Source organism: Dyella sp. OK584 (assembly GCF_057787755.1).
Map to the genome: position 1 here is coordinate 55990 of NZ_CM173542.1, position 17961 is coordinate 73950.

Sequence of the window (17961 nt, forward strand, 5' to 3'; positions counted from 1 at the left end):
TCTACTTCAGGTTTTCGAGGGCGCGAGTAAGGCGTTTGGCGGAGACGGGTTCAGCCGTCTTCAACTCTTGCGCGAACAGCGACACGCGCCATTCCTCGATCAGCCAACGCAGTTCGTCCAGCCCGCCAGTGCCGGCGGCGCGGTGCTTGAGGTAGTCGCGCCAGAACGGCAACACCTGCAGCATGCGTTGCTGGTCCTTGGTTGGGTCCTGACGCAAACGTTCCGCGCGCAAGCGCATGGCCTTGAGATAGCGTGGATAGTGCGCGAGCCGTGAAGCCGGCAATTCGCGCAGGAATCCCGACGTAAGTAGCGCCTGCCATTGTTCGCGCAAATCGTCGTAGCTTGCGCGCGCAAAGCCCATCAGCGGCGGCTCCAACCAAGGCTTGAGATCGGCCTGCGCTTCGATGATCGGTTCGGCCAGCTTCAATCGCTCCACCGACGCAGCGAATAGCTCGCGCGACATATGCGTGTGCAGCGCCTCGAATGCGCCTGCCGTGCGCACGTCCAGCGCGTGGCGTTGCAGCAGATCGCTGAAGCCGCCTTCCACCAGATCCTCGCGCAGACCGTCCACACCGCCCAGCGGCGCATATTTCAATGCCAAAGGATTGCCGACAGGCAGTCGACGACGCGCCTGTTTCATGTCGCTGGCAAGCGCGTTGCGCAGCAAGCGCACGACACCGTGCGCATGCGCTTCGCGTGCCTCATCGCCGCGCTCGAATACGCGCAGCGCCACGGCGTCGCCCAGATCGACCAGCGCGGGAAAAGCCAGCAGGCCGCCGGTAGAGCGCACCTGCGTAGGAATCTCTTCGAAATCCCAGCTGGCGACGTCTTCGCGCGTCAGCTCGATATCGGTCTTGCGCGAGAACGCCTCGCGCGCCTGCCCTTCCCATTGCACCCGGATGTCGCTGAGGTCGCGACCGGCCGCCAACGTCTTGCCGTTCTCGTCGTGCAGGCGATAACGCATGCGGAAATGCGCGGGTAGATCCACCACATCGAACTCGGCAGCGGATACCTCCGCGCCGGTGGCGCGCTTGAGGAACGTCGCCAGCGTCTTGGTCAACGGTTCGTCGCGGGGCATTTCCGCCTCGACGAATGCACGCGCGAAATCTGGCGCAGGCACGAAGTTGCGTCGCAGCGACTTGGGCAGGCCACGGATCAGCTCGGCCACTTTTTCCGCCAACAGTCCTGGCACCAGCCACTGGCATCGTGCAGCGGGCAGTGCGTTCAACATCGCCAGCGGAAGATGCAGGGTGACACCGTCGGCATCGTCGCCGGGCACGAAGCGGTATTCGAGGCGATACTTTTGAGGCCGCTCCTGCGCATCCTGCGCCCGCGTCACTTGGGCATCCATGCCCGGCGGCCGGATGTCGAGCGTCGCCGGGAAGGCTTTCGGATCGAGCCCCGCGCCGCCGCTCATCACATCGTCCAGCGACCAGCGCAACGCGGCCTGTTCGGCCGGAGGTGCCTTGCGATACCACGCATCGAGCGCGCGGCTATCGGCGATGTCCTGCGGCAGTTTGCCTTCGAAGAAGCCGACCAGTTCGTCCTCGTGGCGCAACAATCCTTCGCGACGCTGCTTGGCTTCGATGCCATGGGCGTCTTCCAGCACACGCTCGTTAGCGCGGATGAAATCGGCACGCGCATCGATATCGCAACGAACCAATGCTTCACGCAGAAAGATCTCATGCGCCAGCGCCGGATCCTGTTGCTGGAACGTCACCGGGCGCCGCTCGACCAGAGTCAGTCCGAACAGGCTCACCTGCTCGTAGGCCACGACATGGCCACGCTTGCGCGACCAATGCGCGTCGCGGCACGACGAGCGCAGCAGATGCGCGGCCTGCTGTTCGATCCACAGCGGCTCGACGCGGGCACACATCATGCCCCACACGCGGCCACCGACATCCAGGATCTGTGCTGCGAATATCCAGTTGGGCGGAACTTTCGAGAGCGCTGAACCGGGGAATACCTGGAAACGGCGCTCGCGCGTGCTGCGGAAGACGCCCTTCTCGTCCTTGTGGCCCATCTGCGTGGGCAGGCCAGTCAGCAGGCTGCGGTGGACAGCTTCGTAATGTCGGGCCGCCTCGTCGTCCTTGCTCCCCCTCCCCTCCGGGGAGTGGGTTGGGGTGAGGGGCGGGTGCTCGCGGGAAGCCTGCCTACCTTGCGTCTTTTCAACAGCAACAATTTTCGACTTTGCAGCGCCTCGCGAGGTTGGCCCCTCCTCCCGGCCTTCTCCCCGAAGGGGAGGAGGAGAAGTGAGGTTCCACCCAAGCTCCTGCACCACCAGCAACAACTGCCGATGCAATTCACGCCACTCGCGCATGCGCATGAAGCTGAGGAAATGCCGTGAGCACCAATCGCGCAGCTTCGACTGCGTGAGATCCTCATGCGCCTTGCCGTAGTCACGCCACAGATTGAGCACGCCGACGAAATCGGACTTCGGATCGGCAAACGCTGCGTGCGCGGCATCCGCTTGTTGCCGCGCGTCGGCGGGGCGTTCGCGCGGATCCTGGACACTCAGGAAGGAGACGATCGCCAGCAGGTCGCGCAGGCTATGCAGCTTCTCGGCTTCCACCAGCATGCGTGCCAACTGCACATCGATGGGCAACCTGGCCACAGTGCGGCCAATGGCAGTGAGGCGGCGCTCGTCGTCAATGGCCGAGATTTCGGCAAGGCGACGATAGCCATCGGCCACCACGCGCGGATCGGGAGCTTCCAGGAACGGGAACTGGTCCACCTCGCCCAACTGCAGCGACAGCATGCGCAGGATCACGTTGGCCAGCGACGAGCGCAGCAGCTCAGGATCGGTAAACGCGGCGCGGCTTTCGTAATCCGCTTCGTCATAGAGGCGATAGCAGACCCCGGGGCCCACGCGGCCGCAGCGTCCCTTGCGCTGATCGGCGGCGGCGCGCGAGATCGGCTCCACATGCAGGCGCTCAAGCTGGCTGCGTTGGCTGTAGCGCTTCACGCGCGCCTGGCCCGAATCAATCACATAGCGGATGCGCGGCACCGTGAGCGAGGTCTCGGCGACATTCGTGGCCAACACCAGGCGGCGCTTCGGCCCCGGCTTGAACACGCGATCCTGATCGCCGGCGGACAGGCGCGCATACAGCGGCAGCACTTCCGTCTCGCGATACTGACGTCGCGACAACATCAGGTGCGCATCACGGATCTCGCGCTCGCCGGGCAGGAAAATCAGCACATCGCCGAGCGGATCCTCATGGGTAATCTCGTCCAGCACGGCGGCCACATGCTCGGCGCTGCCCTGCTGCAGGTCGCCAGCTCGCTGACCACGGGTCGCTCCTGTGCCTCCTGCACTCGCGACACTTGGCCTTCCATGGCCGGCGCGAGCGGCCACGTCATCCACCGAGCGCCAGCGCACGTCCACCGGATAGGTGCGACCTTCCACCGACACGATCGGCGCATTGCCGAAGTGCTCAGCGAAACGTTCCGTATCGATGGTGGCCGACGTGACGATGATCTTCAGCGTGGGCCGCTTGACTGCCAACTGCTTGAGATAACCCAGCAGGAAGTCGATGTTGAGGCTACGCTCGTGCGCCTCGTCGATGATGATGGTGTCGTAGGCGCTCAGCCAGGGATCACCCTGAGTCTCGGCGAGCAGGATGCCGTCGGTCATGAACTTGATCAGGCTGCGTTCGGACACCTGGTCGTTGAAGCGCACCTGGAAGCCGACCAGGTCGCCAAGCTGGGTGCTCAGCTCTTCCGCGACACGGCGGGCGACCGAGCGTGCGGCCAGCCGGCGCGGCTGGGTGCAGCCAATCATGCCCGCTTCGCCGCGCCCGGCGGCCAGGCACAGCTTGGGCAGCTGGGTGGTTTTTCCCGATCCGGTTTCACCTGCGATCACCACCACTTGGTGCTTGCGGATCAACTCGACGATCTCGTCGGCACGCGCGGTGAGGGGCAGTGACTCGTCCAGCCGGATCGCCGGCTTGGCCTGGACACGAGCGTGGCGCTTTGCCGCGGAGGCCTCGATATCGGCGGTGAGCGCCTTCAGCTTTTTCTCGTCGATTCGTCGCGTCAGCTCGCGCAGGCGACCCTGTAGCCGGCCGTAGTCGCGGCTGGACACGTCGTCGAGCGCCTTGCGCAGCGCGCGCAATCGCGGGTCGGAAACAGCGGGTGGAATGGATGGTTGGGTCATCGGACCGCACATGATAGCCGCTGACTATCGTCCACATCAGAAGGATTCATTTCACGACCGTGGCCCGCCCCGATAAGCTCGACCCAGGTTTCATCCCAACACCCTCGATAAGGAGCAATCCATGGCCATTTCCATCGGCATCGCCAAGAAGGACCGGGAGCAGATCGGTCAACAACTTTCCAAGTTGCTCGCCGACACTTATTCGCTCTACCTCAAGACGCACAGCTTCCACTGGAACATCACCGGGCCGCAGTTCAACAGCCTGCACACCATGTTCGAGACGCAGTACAACGCGCTGTGGCTCGCTGCAGACGAAGTGGCAGAGCGCATCCGCACGCTGGACGTGTTCGCCCCCGGCTCCTATAGCCAGTTCGGCAAGCTCACCTCGATCAAGGAAGAGGCTGGCGTGCCGGATTGGAAGGACATGGTGAGCCAGCTGGTGGAAGGCCATGAGATCGCCGCGCATACGGCACGCGGTGTGATCAAGGCTGCCGACGCTGCGGGCGATGAAGGTACCGCCGATATCGTGACGGGGCGCCTGAAGGAGCACGAGAAGACGGCGTGGATGCTGCGATCGCTGCTGAAGTAAGCACCGCACCCTGACGCCCTCTCACCTCTGGGGAGAGGGTTGGGGTGAGGAGTGGGTGCTGGCGAAAACCCATCTCCCCCTCACCGTCATTCCGGCGAAAGCCGGAATCCAGCGACTTTCGGCCCTGCCCGTACGTCTCCGCCCAAGGCACTGGATTCCAGCTTTCGCTGGAATGACGTGGTTGAGAGGGCGCGGCCAGCTCCCGCCCCTTAACTCGGCCCTCTCCTCCAGAGCAGAGAGGAAGAAGTGCTTACGGCCTCGCCTCCAGCACCAGGTTGAACGGCGTCTCCGTCGCCCGTCGGAACTGATGGAAGCCACCGCCGTCCACCACCACCTCGCGCAGCCTCGCTTCGCCCGCCTGCGCACCCAGTGCCGGCCCGTGCCGCGCCAGTGACACCGGCACGCAGATCTGCGCCGACGCACCGAAATAGACCCGGCCGACTGGATTGAGGTTGTCCTGCACGCGATCTCCGGCGAAGGGCTCCACGATCATGCAGTTGCCGTCGCCTTTTAGCGCCTGGCGCGCGTGCCTCGCGGCACCGACGGGGTCGCCCATGTCGTGCAGGCAATCGAAGAACGCAATCAGGTCGAAGTCCTTGCCTGCGTAGCCAGTGGCATCTGCCACCTCGAAGGACGCGTTCTTCACGCCCGCCGCCTTCGCGCGATCGCGTGCCACATCGATCGATGGCGCGTGATAGTCGTAGCCCACGAACTCCGATTGCGGGAACGACTGCGCCATCAGGATCGTGCTGGCGCCATGCCCGCAGCCCACGTCCGCCGCGCGGCCGCCACGGCGCAGTTTGTCCACCACACCATCAAGGGCCGGTAACCAGGCGCCGATCAGGTTGGCGTTGTAGCCCGCGCGGAAGAAACGCTCGGTGCCGTGGAACAAGCAAGGATGATGCTCGCCCCACTCCATGCCCTCACCATTGCGGAAATGCGCCAGCGTGCGTTCCTTCGCGTGGTACATGGCCTCGACGATGGAGTAAGCGCCGGGCAGGTCCACCGGGCCCTTGGGGTCGGCCATGCACAGCGCCTGCTCCTCGCTGAGGCCGTACTTGCCGCTGGCCTCGTCGTACTCGACATAGCCGCCAGCCGCCTGATTGCCCAGCCACTCGCGGACATAACGCTCATAGGTGCCGGTGCGGCCAGCCAATTCGGCCGGCGTGAGCCGCTCTTTTGCGAGCGCCTTGTAGAAACCCAGTTCGTCGCCGATCTGGATCAGGGTGGCGCTCACCGCCGCCCCCAGGTCGCCAACCGCCTTGCCCAGAAATGCCTGAAGCCGTTGTTCGTCGATCGCCATGACATAACTCCGCGACACCGCTCAGAAAGCGGTGGAGTAGGATGAACCCCAATGCATACGCCATCGGTGATCGCAACGCCTGTCCCAAACCGGACAGCGCGAAAGCACTAGGCCGATGGCGGGAGTCCGCCATGCCTCGGCGCCCACCCATAGCAGGGGAGTCTCGCGCGCCTGCCGTGCAGCGTGCCGGTGCGCGTGCAGCGGTGTTGCGCCAGCTGCTGGACCAACTGCTGGTCGGGGTGATCCTCGCCGATGCCCAGGCCCGACCGAGTTACGCCAATCGCGCCGCGCGCGACCTCCTGGCCAGACAGGACGGCCTGGCCGACGGACCCACCGGGCTGACCGCCACCACTCACGCCGACACCCGCCGCCTGCGACACGCCATGGCGCTGATGGCGACATCGGCCATGTCTGACGAAGGCCAATCTCCTTCCACGCGCTACCTTGGGCTGCCCCGACGCTCGCGACACGCCGCGCCGTTATTGCTGAGGCTGTCACCGATGCCCGGTTCTCCGCCCCAGGTGGCGGTCTTCATCACGGCGCCTGAACATTTGCGGCCCGTACCCCGCGAGGCCATCGCGGTGGCCTTCGGGCTGACACCACGCGAAGCAGCCCTGGCCGGCATGCTCGCCGACGGCCACGAACTGCGCGACTGCGCCCGCATGCTCGCCATGGGCGAAGGCACCGCGCGCAATCACCTCAAGCACGTCTTCGAAAAGACGGTGAAGCACAGTCAGGCCACGCTGGTGGCAGAACTGTGCAGGATGGCGGGACCGTGCCGTTAGAGAGTTGCGCCGACGCACCCGGCCTGACCTTGCGCTGACCATCTTGCCCCGTCTTGATTGAGACAAATGCGCTCCATGGTTAAGCTCTTGAGGCTTTTCGGCCTCGTGTGAGGCAGCCACGGGGATCGTTTTGAGCGCCACACCAACCACCCACGACAGCCGGCACCCGCTGCTCGCAGCCATCCTGCTCGCCCTGATCGTGGCCGCCATGAACATCGGCCTGTGGTGGTGGAGCAATCTCCCGCACGGTCCGGAGGACTGGAAAGGTCCCATCGGCGGCTTCGCGCTGTCTGCTTTCCAGCGCTACCAGAACCCGCTGAAGAACGACTTCCCCTCCGACGAGGAGATCGACGGCGATCTCAAGCTGCTCAGCCGCTACACCTCGCGCATCCGCACCTACTCCACGCTGCAGAACCCGCAGGTGTATCGCCTCGCCGAGAAGGATGGCCTGCAGGTGATGGCTGGCGCGTGGATCGACCGGCGCCTCGACAACAACGAGAGCGAAATCGAAACGCTGATCGCGCAGGCGCGTCGCTATCCGAATTCGATCAACCGCGTGATCGTCGGCAACGAGGTGCTGTTCCGCAACGACATCCCACCCGAACAGCTGATGGCTTACGCCGATCGCGTTCGCGCAGCGTTGCACCAGCCGGTGTCGATCGCCGAGCCGTGGCACATCTGGGCCAAGTATCCAGAGCTGGCCGAACATGTGGATTTCATCACCGTGCATCTGTTCCCGTACTGGAACGGCATCGATCGCAAGTCGGCCATCCAGGACGCGATGGGCAGCTACAAGACGCTGAAGCAGATGTTCCCGAACAAGCCGATCGTGATCGGCGAAATCGGCTGGCCATCGAATGGCGATCGCTACAAGTACGCCGACCCTTCCGTGTCGAACGAGGCGATCTTCTTGCGCGAGTGGTTCAACATGGCCAAGCGCGAGAACATCGACTACTACGTGATGGAGGCGTTCGACCAGCCCTGGAAGGAGAAGCTCTCCGGCCGCACGGAAGCCTACTGGGGCATGTTCAACGCCGATCGTCAGCCGAAGTTCCCGTTCACCGGCCCGGTGACCGAGGACACGGCGTGGCCATGGAAGGCGCTGGCCGCGAGCTTGCTCGCGCTGCTGCCGATGATCTGGTTCGCGCGCAGCTACAGCCGCTTCAAGCTGATGGGCCGCCTCTTCTTCTGCGCGCTGATCCAGCTCGCGTGCGGGTTGATTACGTGGTCAGCCACGCTGCCGTTCAACTTCTACCTGAGCTGGATCGACTGGACGATGCTGGTGCTGCTGTTCCCGGCACAGATCGCGATCCTGGCCATCCTGCTGATCAACGGCTTCGAGTTCACCGAGGTGTTGTGGCGCCGCGAATGGATCCGCCATGCGGGCCTGTTGCCGCCCGACCCGGTGGAGAAGCAACCGTTCGTGTCGATCCACCTGGCCTGCTACAACGAGCCGCCGGAGATGGTCATCATCACGCTCGATTCATTGGCCGCGCTGGAATACGAGAACTACGAAATCCTGGTGATCGACAACAACACCAAGGACCCGGCGATCTGGAAGCCGGTGCAGGACTACTGCGAAAAGCTGGGCAGCAAGTTCCGCTTCTTCCATCTGGAACCCTGGCCTGGCTTCAAGGCCGGTGCGCTGAACTTCGGCCTGAAGGAAACAGATCCGCGTGCCGACGTAGTGGCGGTGATCGACGCTGACTACGAAGTGCGCAAGGACTGGCTGGCTTCGCTGACAGGTTACTTCCACGATCCGAAGGTGGCCGTGGTGCAATGCCCGCAGGCGCACCGCGAGTTCGAGCACAACCGCTTCCGCCGCATGACCGCGTGGGAATACGACGGCTTCTTCCGCATCGGCATGCACCACCGCAACGAGCGCAATGCCATCATCCAGCACGGCACCATGACCATGGTGCGTCGCTCAGCGCTGGAAGGTACGGGCGGCTGGTCGGAATGGACCATCTGCGAAGATGCCGAGCTGGGTCTGCGCTTGATGCACGCCGGCTACGAGCTGGTCTACGTCGATGAACTGATGGGCAAGGGTCTCACCCCGGCCGACTTCAAGGCCTACAAGAGCCAGCGCTATCGCTGGGCGTTTGGCGCCATGCAGATCCTCAAGGGTCGCTGGGACTGGATGACCAAGAAGGGCCCGCTCTCCGGTGGCCAGCGCTTCCACTTCCTCACTGGCTGGTTCAGCTGGTTCGCCGATGCGCTGCACCTGATCTTCACCATGATGGCGATCTTCTGGACGGCAGGCATGGTGGCCTTCCCGCAGCTGTTTGCGCTGCCGATGCAGCTGTTCCTGATTCCGGTGATTGGCTTCTTCTTTGCCAAGGCGATCTTCGGCATCGTGCTGTACCGCGCCCGCGTCCCCTGCAGCTGGTACGACACGCTGATGGCCTCGCTGGCCAGCATGGGTCTGTCGCATGCCATTGCACGCGGCATCCTGCATGGCCTCACGCGCGAGAAGACCTCATTCGTGGTGACCGCCAAGAGCCGTCGCCTAGGCGGCAGCAACTTCGCCGCATTCGCCCCGGTGCGCGAGGAACTGCTGATGGCCTTCGCCATGCTCCTCTGCGTGATCGGCATGGGCATGCGCTTCGGCACGCAGTACGTGGAAGGCACGCTGTGGATGTTCATCCTGTCTGCACAGTCGATCCCGTACGTCTCGGCAGTAGCGGGCGCATGGATTGCGCACAAGGCAGGCGACAAGGCTGGCTGATCACTGACGCGCCGTTCACCAGTGTGCGTGAGTCGATAGGCTAAGCTTGGGCCGCACGTGTTGCCCGCACGTGCGCGCCGCCACTTCCAGGATGGAATCAGGATCGCATGCGCCGAGTTCGACGCCTGATGCTGTTGTCGCTGCTGTTGTTCCCGCTGCTCGCGCATGCGGGCGTACAGGTAGTGGTGGATGGCGTGGACGATCCGCTCAAAGTGGCCGTCACGTCAGGTGTCGATATATCGCAGTACGCCAATCGCGACGTGACCGAGGCGCAGGTGCGCCGTCTCTACAACCAGGCGCTGGATCAGGCGAAGAGCGCACTGGAACCTTACGGCTACTACGAAGCCACCGTGCAGGGGCAACTCGACCCCGTGGGCACCGACTGGCGCGTCACTCTGCACGTCACGCCGGGTCAGCCGGTCACCGTGACGGCGGTGGACGTTCAGCTCGATGCCGAGGCGGCAGCCATTCCCGCCATTCGCCGCACGCAGCGCGCCATCGAGAAGCTCAAGGGGGAAATGCTCAATCATGGCGCGTACGATGCAGCGCGCGATGCGTTGAGCGGCGCGCTCACCGCCAATGGTTTTCTCGACGCACGCCTGGTCACTCATCGCGTGGACGTCAATCGCGCCGAGCGCAGCGCGGCCATCCATCTGGCCTGGCAGGCAGGCCCTCGCTACCGCTTTGGCGACGTGCACTTCGACGGCTCGCAATTCAAGCCGGGTTTCCTGCAGCGCTACGTACCGTTCAAGTCCGGTGACTACTTCGCCCAGGACAAGCTCCTGCAACTGCAGCAGGCCTTGAATGGCGCCGACTACTTTTCGGTCGTCAACGTGCTGCCCGATGTGGACGACAAAAAGAACGGCGTGGTCGACGTGAAAGTGGAACTGGTGCCGGCCAAGCGCACCATCTACACCGGCGGCCCGTTCTACGGCACCGATACCGGTTTTGGCGTGCGTGTCGCCAGCGAGCGGCGATGGGTGAACCGCAACGGCCACAAATGGAAGAACGAGCTTGTGGTGGCGCAAAACCTCAAGACACTCTCCACGCTGTACTCCGTGCCCATGCCCGGCCCCAACCAGCGAAGCTTCAATTACGGCGCCACCTATCGCGACTCGGACACCGACACTTCGCATTCGAAGACGCTGGAAATCGTCGCCAACGAAACGCGTCAGTGGCACGGCTGGGTGCGAACCATCGGCATGCATGCTTTGGATGGCACGTTCACCGTAGGCCAGAAAAACGGCGAGCCGGACAATGCGCCGGGCGTGGAGCACGGCCGCAGCGACCTGTTCTATCCGGAGATATCGTTGTCTCGCAAATCCGGTGACAACCCGATCTTCGTGCGCAACGGCTGGTCGCTGACGCTCGCCGCGCGCACTACCGTGGGTGGTTTGCTGTCTGACGCCAGCTTCAGTCAGATCACCGCCGACGGCAAATGGATCACGTCGTTCGCCGGGCGAAACCGCCTGATTCTGCGTGCCTCGGCTGGCGCCACCTGGACCAATGATTTCAGCGACCTGCCGCCGCAGCTGCGCTTCTTCGCCGGTGGCGACCGTTCAGTGCGCGGCTACAGCTATCAGAGCATTGGCCCCAAGAATTCCTATGGCCGCGTGATCGGCGGCAAGAACCTGCTGGTGGGCAGCACCGAGGTGGAGCATTACTTCAACAAGAACTGGGGCATGGCCGCCTTCGTCGATGCCGGCAATGCCTTCGACAACACCGACTATCGCCCGAAGATCGGCGCGGGCCTGGGCGTGCGATGGCTGTCGCCGGTGGGTATGATCCGGGTGGACCTGGGCACGCCGGTGCATAACCCGGATGAGCATGGCGTGGAACTTCACGTCGTGATCGGCCCGGATCTGTGAGTACGCCGCGATGACTTCCGCCACGCCCGCCTCCGCACCTGCCGCTGCGCCCAAGCCGCGTCGTCGCTGGTTGCGCTGGATCGTGCTGTCGCTCTTGGCGTTGCTGCTGTTGCTGATGCTCGCCGTGAGCTGGTTGCTCGGTACGGGATCAGGACTGCGTTTTGCACTGGATCGCGCCGAAGGTTTCACCGACGGCGCGCTCACCGTTCAATCAGCGCAAGGTCGACTGCTGGGGCCCTTGGATCTCACCGGCTTGCGCTACGCGGACGGCAAGGGCCTCGATGTGAAGGTGGCGAAAGCGCATGTGGATCTGCGCGCATCATCATTGCTTCGCAAACGCCTGCACGTGCTGGATCTGAATGTCGATGGCGTGGAAGTAGCGCTGCCCAAGAGCGAACCGGAGCAGCCCGAAAGCAACTTCTCCTGGCAGCCACCGTTCGACATCCTGCTCGATCGCGCGCACATAGGCTCCGCACGAATTTCCCAGGATGGCCAAGCGCTGTTCGTTTCCAACACGCTCGACGTGGCGGGCAGTTGGACGAGTCGCGGGATCGCTCTGCGCCAGCTCGTCCTGCGCGCACCGGAGGGTCACGCCGATCTCAACGGTTCGCTGGTGGTGGCTGGCAACTATCGCGGCGACAGCAAGGCAGCATTCGCCTGGACGCTCGGTGGTACCGAGTACGCCGGCCAGCTCGAAGCTCACGGCGATGGCAAGCAAGCGCGGCTCGACCTGCAACTCACCCAGCCGATGGCGGCACGCTTGCAACTGCAGTTCGCACAGGGCGGCGACTATGCCTGGACGGCGCGCCTCGATGCACCACGTTTCGATCCCAAGCCCCTGCTGGGCGACAGCTCGCTCACCGGCCTGGCTGTGGCGCTTGACGGCAAGGGCGATCGCCGCAGCGGCGCGCTCAACGGCCAACTTGGCCTCAACGACTACCAGCTGCAGCTTCGCCCGCTAAGCGCGCGCTTCAGCGAAGACCTCAAGACACTGACGGTGGAACAACTGGGCCTCGGCTCAGCGCAGTTCAAGGGAAATGTCAGCGCGCATGGTGTGGTGCAGCTCAGTGCGCAGCCGCTATCGGCAGACCTGACGGTCGACTGGAAAGACGTCGAGCTGCCTGAGGATTTGGTTGGGCAATTGCTGCTGAGCCATGGCAGCGTCAAGGCCAACGGCAGCATCGATCAATTCCGCGCTCGTGGTGACGTAGCCATTGGCATTCCCGGCAAGCTCGCCGACGTGACGCTGGACCTCGATGGCACACAGAAGCTGATCACGGTGAACGCGCTCACCGTCAAGCAGCCACAGGGCAACCTGCAGGCGAAGGGAACGCTCACGCTGCAGCCTGAGCTTGGCTGGGACATGGAGGCCACCGCCCGCAAGTTCGACCCCGGCCACCTGCTGGCGAAATGGAATGGCTCGCTCGATTTCGACATCGCGTCGCAAGGCTCGCTGCCACAGGATCGCCCCGACGTCACGCTGGATATCCGCAAGTTCGAAGGACGTCTGCGCGAGCGCACCGTGCACGGCGATGGCAAATTGCACCTGCCGCCAGAAGGTGTCGTGGACGGCAAGCTGCACCTCATATCCGGCAGCAGCGACGTGCAGATCGACGCCAAGCCCGGCAACAGCAACAACATCACCGTCAAGCTTGCCGTGGCCACGCTGGCCGACTGGCTGCCGGACTCGGCCGGTCGTCTGCAGGGCACCGTCCGCGTGCTGGGCAAGCGTCCGCAGCTCGCAGTGGACGCCAACCTGCAGGGAAGCGCACTGAGCTACGCAGGGCAGCGTGTCGACAGCCTGCACCTGCTTGCCAACGTACCCGACATCAGCCATCCAGGCGGGAAGCTCGACCTGCAGGCAGTCGGCGTGAATGCAGCGGGCCTGGCCTTCACGCAGGTGAGCGTGCGCGGCGATGGCGCGGCGGAGCGACACAGCCTCACGCTGGATGCGCACGGCTCGCCGCTGTCCACGAGCCTCGCACTGAGCGGCAACTTCAAGGGTTCGGCCTGGAATGGCACGCTGTCTGCGCTCCATATCGATCTCGCCGGCCTGCCCCGTTGGCGTCTGCAGCAGCCCACATCGATGTCGTACAACGATGGCGCGATGAGCCTGTCCGAGCTGTGCCTCACTGCTGGCGAGCCACTGCTGTGCGCCACCGCCAAACAGGACAAGGCCGGCAATCTGGATGCCAGCTATCGCCTGCACAGCCTGCCCATCGCACTGTTGATGAGCGCCGTCAGCACCGCCAAGGTGCCGATGCGCGTGGAGGGCTCGCTGGAAGGCAGCGGCAACATCCGGCGCAATGTAGCGGGCGCGCTCAACGGCACGGCATCCATCACGTCGTCGCGCGGCTCCATTGCCTACGCCGACCGCACCGACCAGCCGATTCTCACCTACGACAACCTCGCGCTGAATGCCCAGCTAAGCCCTTCGAGCCAGCGCATCGACCTGCATGCGGGACTTACCAACCACGGACGTCTGGACGGCCAGGTCACCATCAGCGGTGCGCAGCAGGCGTTGACTGGCCAGGTTTCCATCCACGCAAGCAATCTGGCCCTGCTGGAGATATTCACCACCGAGGTGGTCAATCCCAAGGGAGCAATCAGCGGCGACTTCAACTTCGGCGGCACGCTGTCGCAACCGGCCATCAAAGGCCAGGCGGGCATCAGCGATTTTGCAGCGGAGATTCCCGCGATGGGCCTGAAACTGAGCCAGGGACACCTTACCGTCCATACCACCGACGCACAGCATTTCCGCGTCGATGGCACGCTGCACTCGGGCGACGGAAGCGTTGCGTTGCAGGGCACCGTCGCTCTGGGTGCCGACGCACAAAGCGTGCTGTCGGTAAAAGGCAGCAACTTCAAGGCAGTCGACATTCCCGCAGCGAAGGTAGCCATCTCGCCGGATCTCGCCGTGCGCCATGACACCACCGGCCTGGACATCACCGGCAGCGTGACGCTGGACAGCGCCGACGTCAATATCGACAAGCTGCCCGGCACGGGCGCCACCAAGGCCTCACCGGATGTGGTGGTAGTAGACGACAAGCAACAGGAAGAACAGGCCAGCCGCTTGCCGATCAAGACGACCGTCACCGTCAACCTTGGCAAGAAAACCCATCTCGTCGGCATGGGCCTGGACGGCCGTTTGCACGGCCAGCTGGTGGTGAGCGAGCGCCCGGGCCGTACCACCACCGGGCAGGGCCAGATCGAAGTGGATGGCACCTATAAAGCCTACGGACAAACCCTGCAGATCGAACGCGGCCAGCTGCTTTTTGCCACCACACCGATCGACAACCCCGGCCTGAGCATTCGCGCCGTGCGGAAACTCAATCCCAACGCCACCATCGATGATGGGCAGAAGGTAGGCCTCAATATTGCCGGCACGGCGCAACGCCCCGTGCTCACCGTGTTCTCGCAGCCGGTGATGGAACAGTCCGACGCACTCGCCTACCTGGTCACCGGCAAGCCGTTGTCACAGGTCAAGGGCGGCGAAGGCAACATGGTCGGCGCCGCGGCACAGGCGCTGGGCTCGGCCACTGGCAACCTGCTGGCCAAGAGCATTGGCTCGCAGCTCGGCGTGGACGACATCGGCGTGAGCAGCAGCGACGCGCTCAACGGCAGCTCAGCCTTCACCGTCGGCAAATATCTTTCGCCACGCCTGTATGTGAGCTACGGCGTGGGGCTGTTCGACCCTGGCCAGGTCATCACTGTGCGCTATCACTTCAACGCACGCTGGAATTTCGAAGCGCAGAACGCCACCGATTTCAGCCGCGCCAGCGTCAACTACCGAATCGAGAAATAGCAGGCCAGAGTTCGTCTCGCCGACAAACCTCAGGGCTGGCCCTGGCGCAGACGCTGCAGTTCCTCGGTAAGCCAATCTGCAGATAGCTGTTCCCTGCCGTCGCAGTTCACCTTGTAAGGCTTGCCACTGAGGCTGCTTTGGCTGGCCGCCCGCTCAATGAACTCCTCGGCGGAATTCACCCGATTCCGGCGCTCCAGATAATCCAGCTTGTCCTGCAGGTGCGCTTGCGCCTCGGCGGCGCTGTATGAGCTGCCATTTCGGATGAACGTGCAATGGCTGCTGCCGACAAACGCCAGCAACGCCTGCACCTCGCGCTGCCCCGTGGCATCGAGTGCCGCAAGGACATCGGCGGCCGGCTGGCAAATGCCGACAGCGATCATCGCAACCATTCCCAGGCGCCTGGCGCAATGCACGAGCCTCTCCGGATTTTCGACCTGTCACATGAAAGTGCGCTGCGGCCATCCTAGCCCATGGGTCATATCCATTCCCTGGCGGGCAATGGGCTATCGTTGGCCTTTCCCTCGGCAGGAGCGCCACCCATGCAGCATTTTCGTTGGATTCTCACGGCAGCGGCGCTGACCAGCACCTGCGCGCTGGCCGCCACGCCGGCCGAGCCCGCAGCAACCCAGACGCCCGCGCGCAGCGCCAGCGGTATCGACCTCGCCGGCATCGACCACAGCATGCAGCCGGGTAATGACTTCGACAACTATGCCAATGGCAACTGGAAGAAGACGGCCGAGATTCCGGCTGACCGTTCCAGCACGGGCATCTTCCTGCAGGTGTTTCAGAAGGCCGAGAAGCGCAACGCCGAGCTGATCCACGACACCGGCAAGGGCAACCCGGCAGCCGGCAGCAACGAACGCAAGATCGCCGACTACTACGCCGCCTTCATGGACGAGGCCGCCATCGAGAAGCGCGGCCTTGCGCCGCTGCAGCCCGAGCTAAAGCAGATCGATGCCATTGCCAGCAAGGCCGACCTCGCCCGTGTGCTGGGTGAAGGCCTGCGCGCCGACGTGGATCCGGTCAACGCCACCAACTTCCAGACCGAGCACCTGTTCGGCCTGTTCGTCTCGCACGGTCTGGACAACGCCACGCACAACATCCCCTATCTGCTGCAAGGCGGCCTGGGTATGCCCACGCGCGACTATTACCTGTCCGACGACAAGGCGATGGTCGACACGCGCGGCAAGTACCAGACCTACATCGCAGCCCTGCTCAAGCAGGCTGGTGTGGCGGATGCCGATGCGAAGGCCAAGTCCATCCTCGATCTGGAAACCAAGATCGCCAAGGTGCAGGTCGACATCGTCGACAGCCAGGACGTGCACAAGGCCAATAATCCGTGGGCGCTTGCCACGTTTGCCAAGAATGCGCCGGGCCTGGACTGGAGCACCTATTTCAAGGCGGCTGGTCTCGACCAGCAGAAGATCGTGGACGTATGGCAGGTACCTGGCATCAAGGGACTTTCCGCCCTCACCGCCAGCGAACCGATGCAGACCTGGAAGGACTACCTCACCTTCCACGCCCTCAATGAAAGCGCCAGCCTGCTGCCCAAGGCCTATGCGGACCTGAGCTTCGGCTTCTACGGCCAGACTCTGCAGGGCACGCCTCAGCAGCGTGACCGCTGGAAGCGCGCCATCGCCAGCACCAATGTCGCGCTGGGTGATGCCGTGGGCCAGATCTATGTGACGAAGTATTTCCCTGCGTCTTCCAAGAAGCAGGTCGAGGACATGGTGCACAACATCCTCGCCGCCTTCGATGATCGCGTGGATCACATCGACTGGATGACCTCGGCCACGCGTCAGAAGGCCAAGGCCAAGATCGCCAGCACCCTCGTGAGCGTGGGCTATCCGGATACGTGGCGTAATTACGGCAAGCTGGAGATCCGCGCCGATGACGCGCTGGGCAACCAGCAGCGCGCCACAAAGTATGAGTATGAGCACCAGCTCGCCAAGCTCAGCCAGCCGGTCGATCGCGGCGAATGGTGGATGACGCCGCAGACCGTCAACGCCGTGAACCTGCCGTTGCAGAACGCGCTGAATTTCCCTGCCGCCATTCTCGAAGCGCCGTTCTTCGATCCAAAGGCCGATGCCGCGGCCAACTATGGCTCGATCGGTGCCGTGATCGGTCATGAGATCAGCCACAGCTTCGACAACCTCGGCGCCGAGTTCGATGCTCAAGGCAACCTGGCCAACTGGTGGACGCCGGAAGACCAGGCGCACTTCAAAGCCGCCGGGAAGAAGCTGGCTGAGCAGTTCAGTGCGTATGAAGCGCTGCCGGGCCTGCACGTGAACGGTGAGCAGACGCTGGGCGAAAACATCGCCGACGTCTCGGGCCTGACCATCTCCTACCTCGCGTATCACAAGTCGCTGGGCGGCAAGCCCGCACCGGTCATCGACGGCCTCACCGGCGACCAGCGTTTCTTCCTCGCCTTCGGCCAGTCGTGGCGCGAGAAGGTTCGTGACGCCGCACTACGGGCACGCGTGGTCGGCAATGAGCACGCGCCGGGCCGCTTCCGCGCCCAGACCGTACGCAACATTGATGCGTGGTATGACGCGTTCAAGCCCAAGCAGGGTGAAACGCTGTATCTCGCACCGGCGGATCGCGTGAAGATCTGGTAAGCCGGTAGCTTGACGAAGAGAAGAGCCACGTCTCGCGAGAGGCGTGGCTCTTTCGTTTCGTGGGCCGCGCACAGCGGTGCGCTTCAGCAGTGATCTCGCTTTGTGCAGG

Annotated in this window: 9 protein-coding genes; 6 read left to right on the plus strand and 3 right to left on the minus strand. The window is 63.8% G+C overall.

Going from position 1 to position 17961, the window contains the following annotated elements; all coding sequences use genetic code 11:
* Nucleotide 1: 1 nt before the first annotated feature.
* Nucleotides 2-4156, minus strand: a complete 4155-nt coding sequence (gene hrpA, locus AC3CBN_RS00300) for an ATP-dependent RNA helicase HrpA (protein ID WP_488634840.1) — start codon at nt 4154-4156, stop codon at nt 2-4.
* Nucleotides 4157-4277: 121 nt separating this feature from the next.
* On the opposite strand from hrpA, the gene AC3CBN_RS00305 reads away from it, so the two are divergent.
* Nucleotides 4278-4745 carry a Dps family protein gene (locus AC3CBN_RS00305; protein WP_488634841.1) on the plus strand — a complete coding sequence of 156 codons (468 nt, stop codon included), beginning with the start codon at nt 4278-4280 and terminating at the stop codon, nt 4743-4745.
* A 250-nt stretch (nt 4746-4995) separates the two neighbouring features.
* On the opposite strand, the gene AC3CBN_RS00310 is transcribed toward AC3CBN_RS00305, so the two are convergent.
* On the minus strand, nt 4996-6048 hold the full coding sequence (locus AC3CBN_RS00310) for a class I SAM-dependent methyltransferase (RefSeq protein ID WP_488634842.1): 1053 nt from the start codon (nt 6046-6048) through the stop codon (nt 4996-4998).
* A 131-nt stretch (nt 6049-6179) separates the two neighbouring features.
* Between AC3CBN_RS00310 and AC3CBN_RS00315 the strand changes: the two genes are divergently transcribed.
* From AC3CBN_RS00315 to AC3CBN_RS00330, 4 genes are all read left to right on the plus strand, one after another.
* A complete protein-coding gene (locus AC3CBN_RS00315) occupies nt 6180-6833 on the plus strand; it encodes a helix-turn-helix transcriptional regulator (RefSeq protein ID WP_488634843.1) in 654 nt (217 codons plus the stop codon).
* Between the two features lie 130 nt (nt 6834-6963).
* Nucleotides 6964-9561 carry a glycosyltransferase gene (locus AC3CBN_RS00320; protein WP_488634844.1) on the plus strand — a complete coding sequence of 866 codons (2598 nt, stop codon included), beginning with the start codon at nt 6964-6966 and terminating at the stop codon, nt 9559-9561.
* A gap of 107 nt (nt 9562-9668) precedes the next feature.
* Complete coding sequence (locus AC3CBN_RS00325; RefSeq protein ID WP_488634845.1) at nt 9669-11429, plus strand: autotransporter assembly complex protein TamA; 1761 nt, start codon at nt 9669-9671, stop codon at nt 11427-11429.
* Between the two features lie 10 nt (nt 11430-11439).
* The gene (locus AC3CBN_RS00330; protein ID WP_488634846.1) at nt 11440-15234 is read left to right on the plus strand and encodes a translocation/assembly module TamB domain-containing protein; all 3795 of its coding nucleotides are present in this window, start codon (nt 11440-11442) and stop codon (nt 15232-15234) included.
* Between the two features lie 29 nt (nt 15235-15263).
* Here the strand turns inward: AC3CBN_RS00330 and AC3CBN_RS00335 are convergent, their stop codons facing one another.
* Nucleotides 15264-15623, minus strand: coding sequence for a YfeK family protein (locus AC3CBN_RS00335; RefSeq protein WP_488634847.1), 360 nt, complete (start codon nt 15621-15623; stop codon nt 15264-15266).
* Between the two features lie 150 nt (nt 15624-15773).
* Here AC3CBN_RS00335 and AC3CBN_RS00340 point away from each other — a divergent pair, with 150 nt between their 5' ends.
* A complete protein-coding gene (locus AC3CBN_RS00340) occupies nt 15774-17852 on the plus strand; it encodes a M13 family metallopeptidase (protein ID WP_488634848.1) in 2079 nt (692 codons plus the stop codon).
* The last annotated feature ends 109 nt before the right edge of the window (nt 17853-17961 follow it).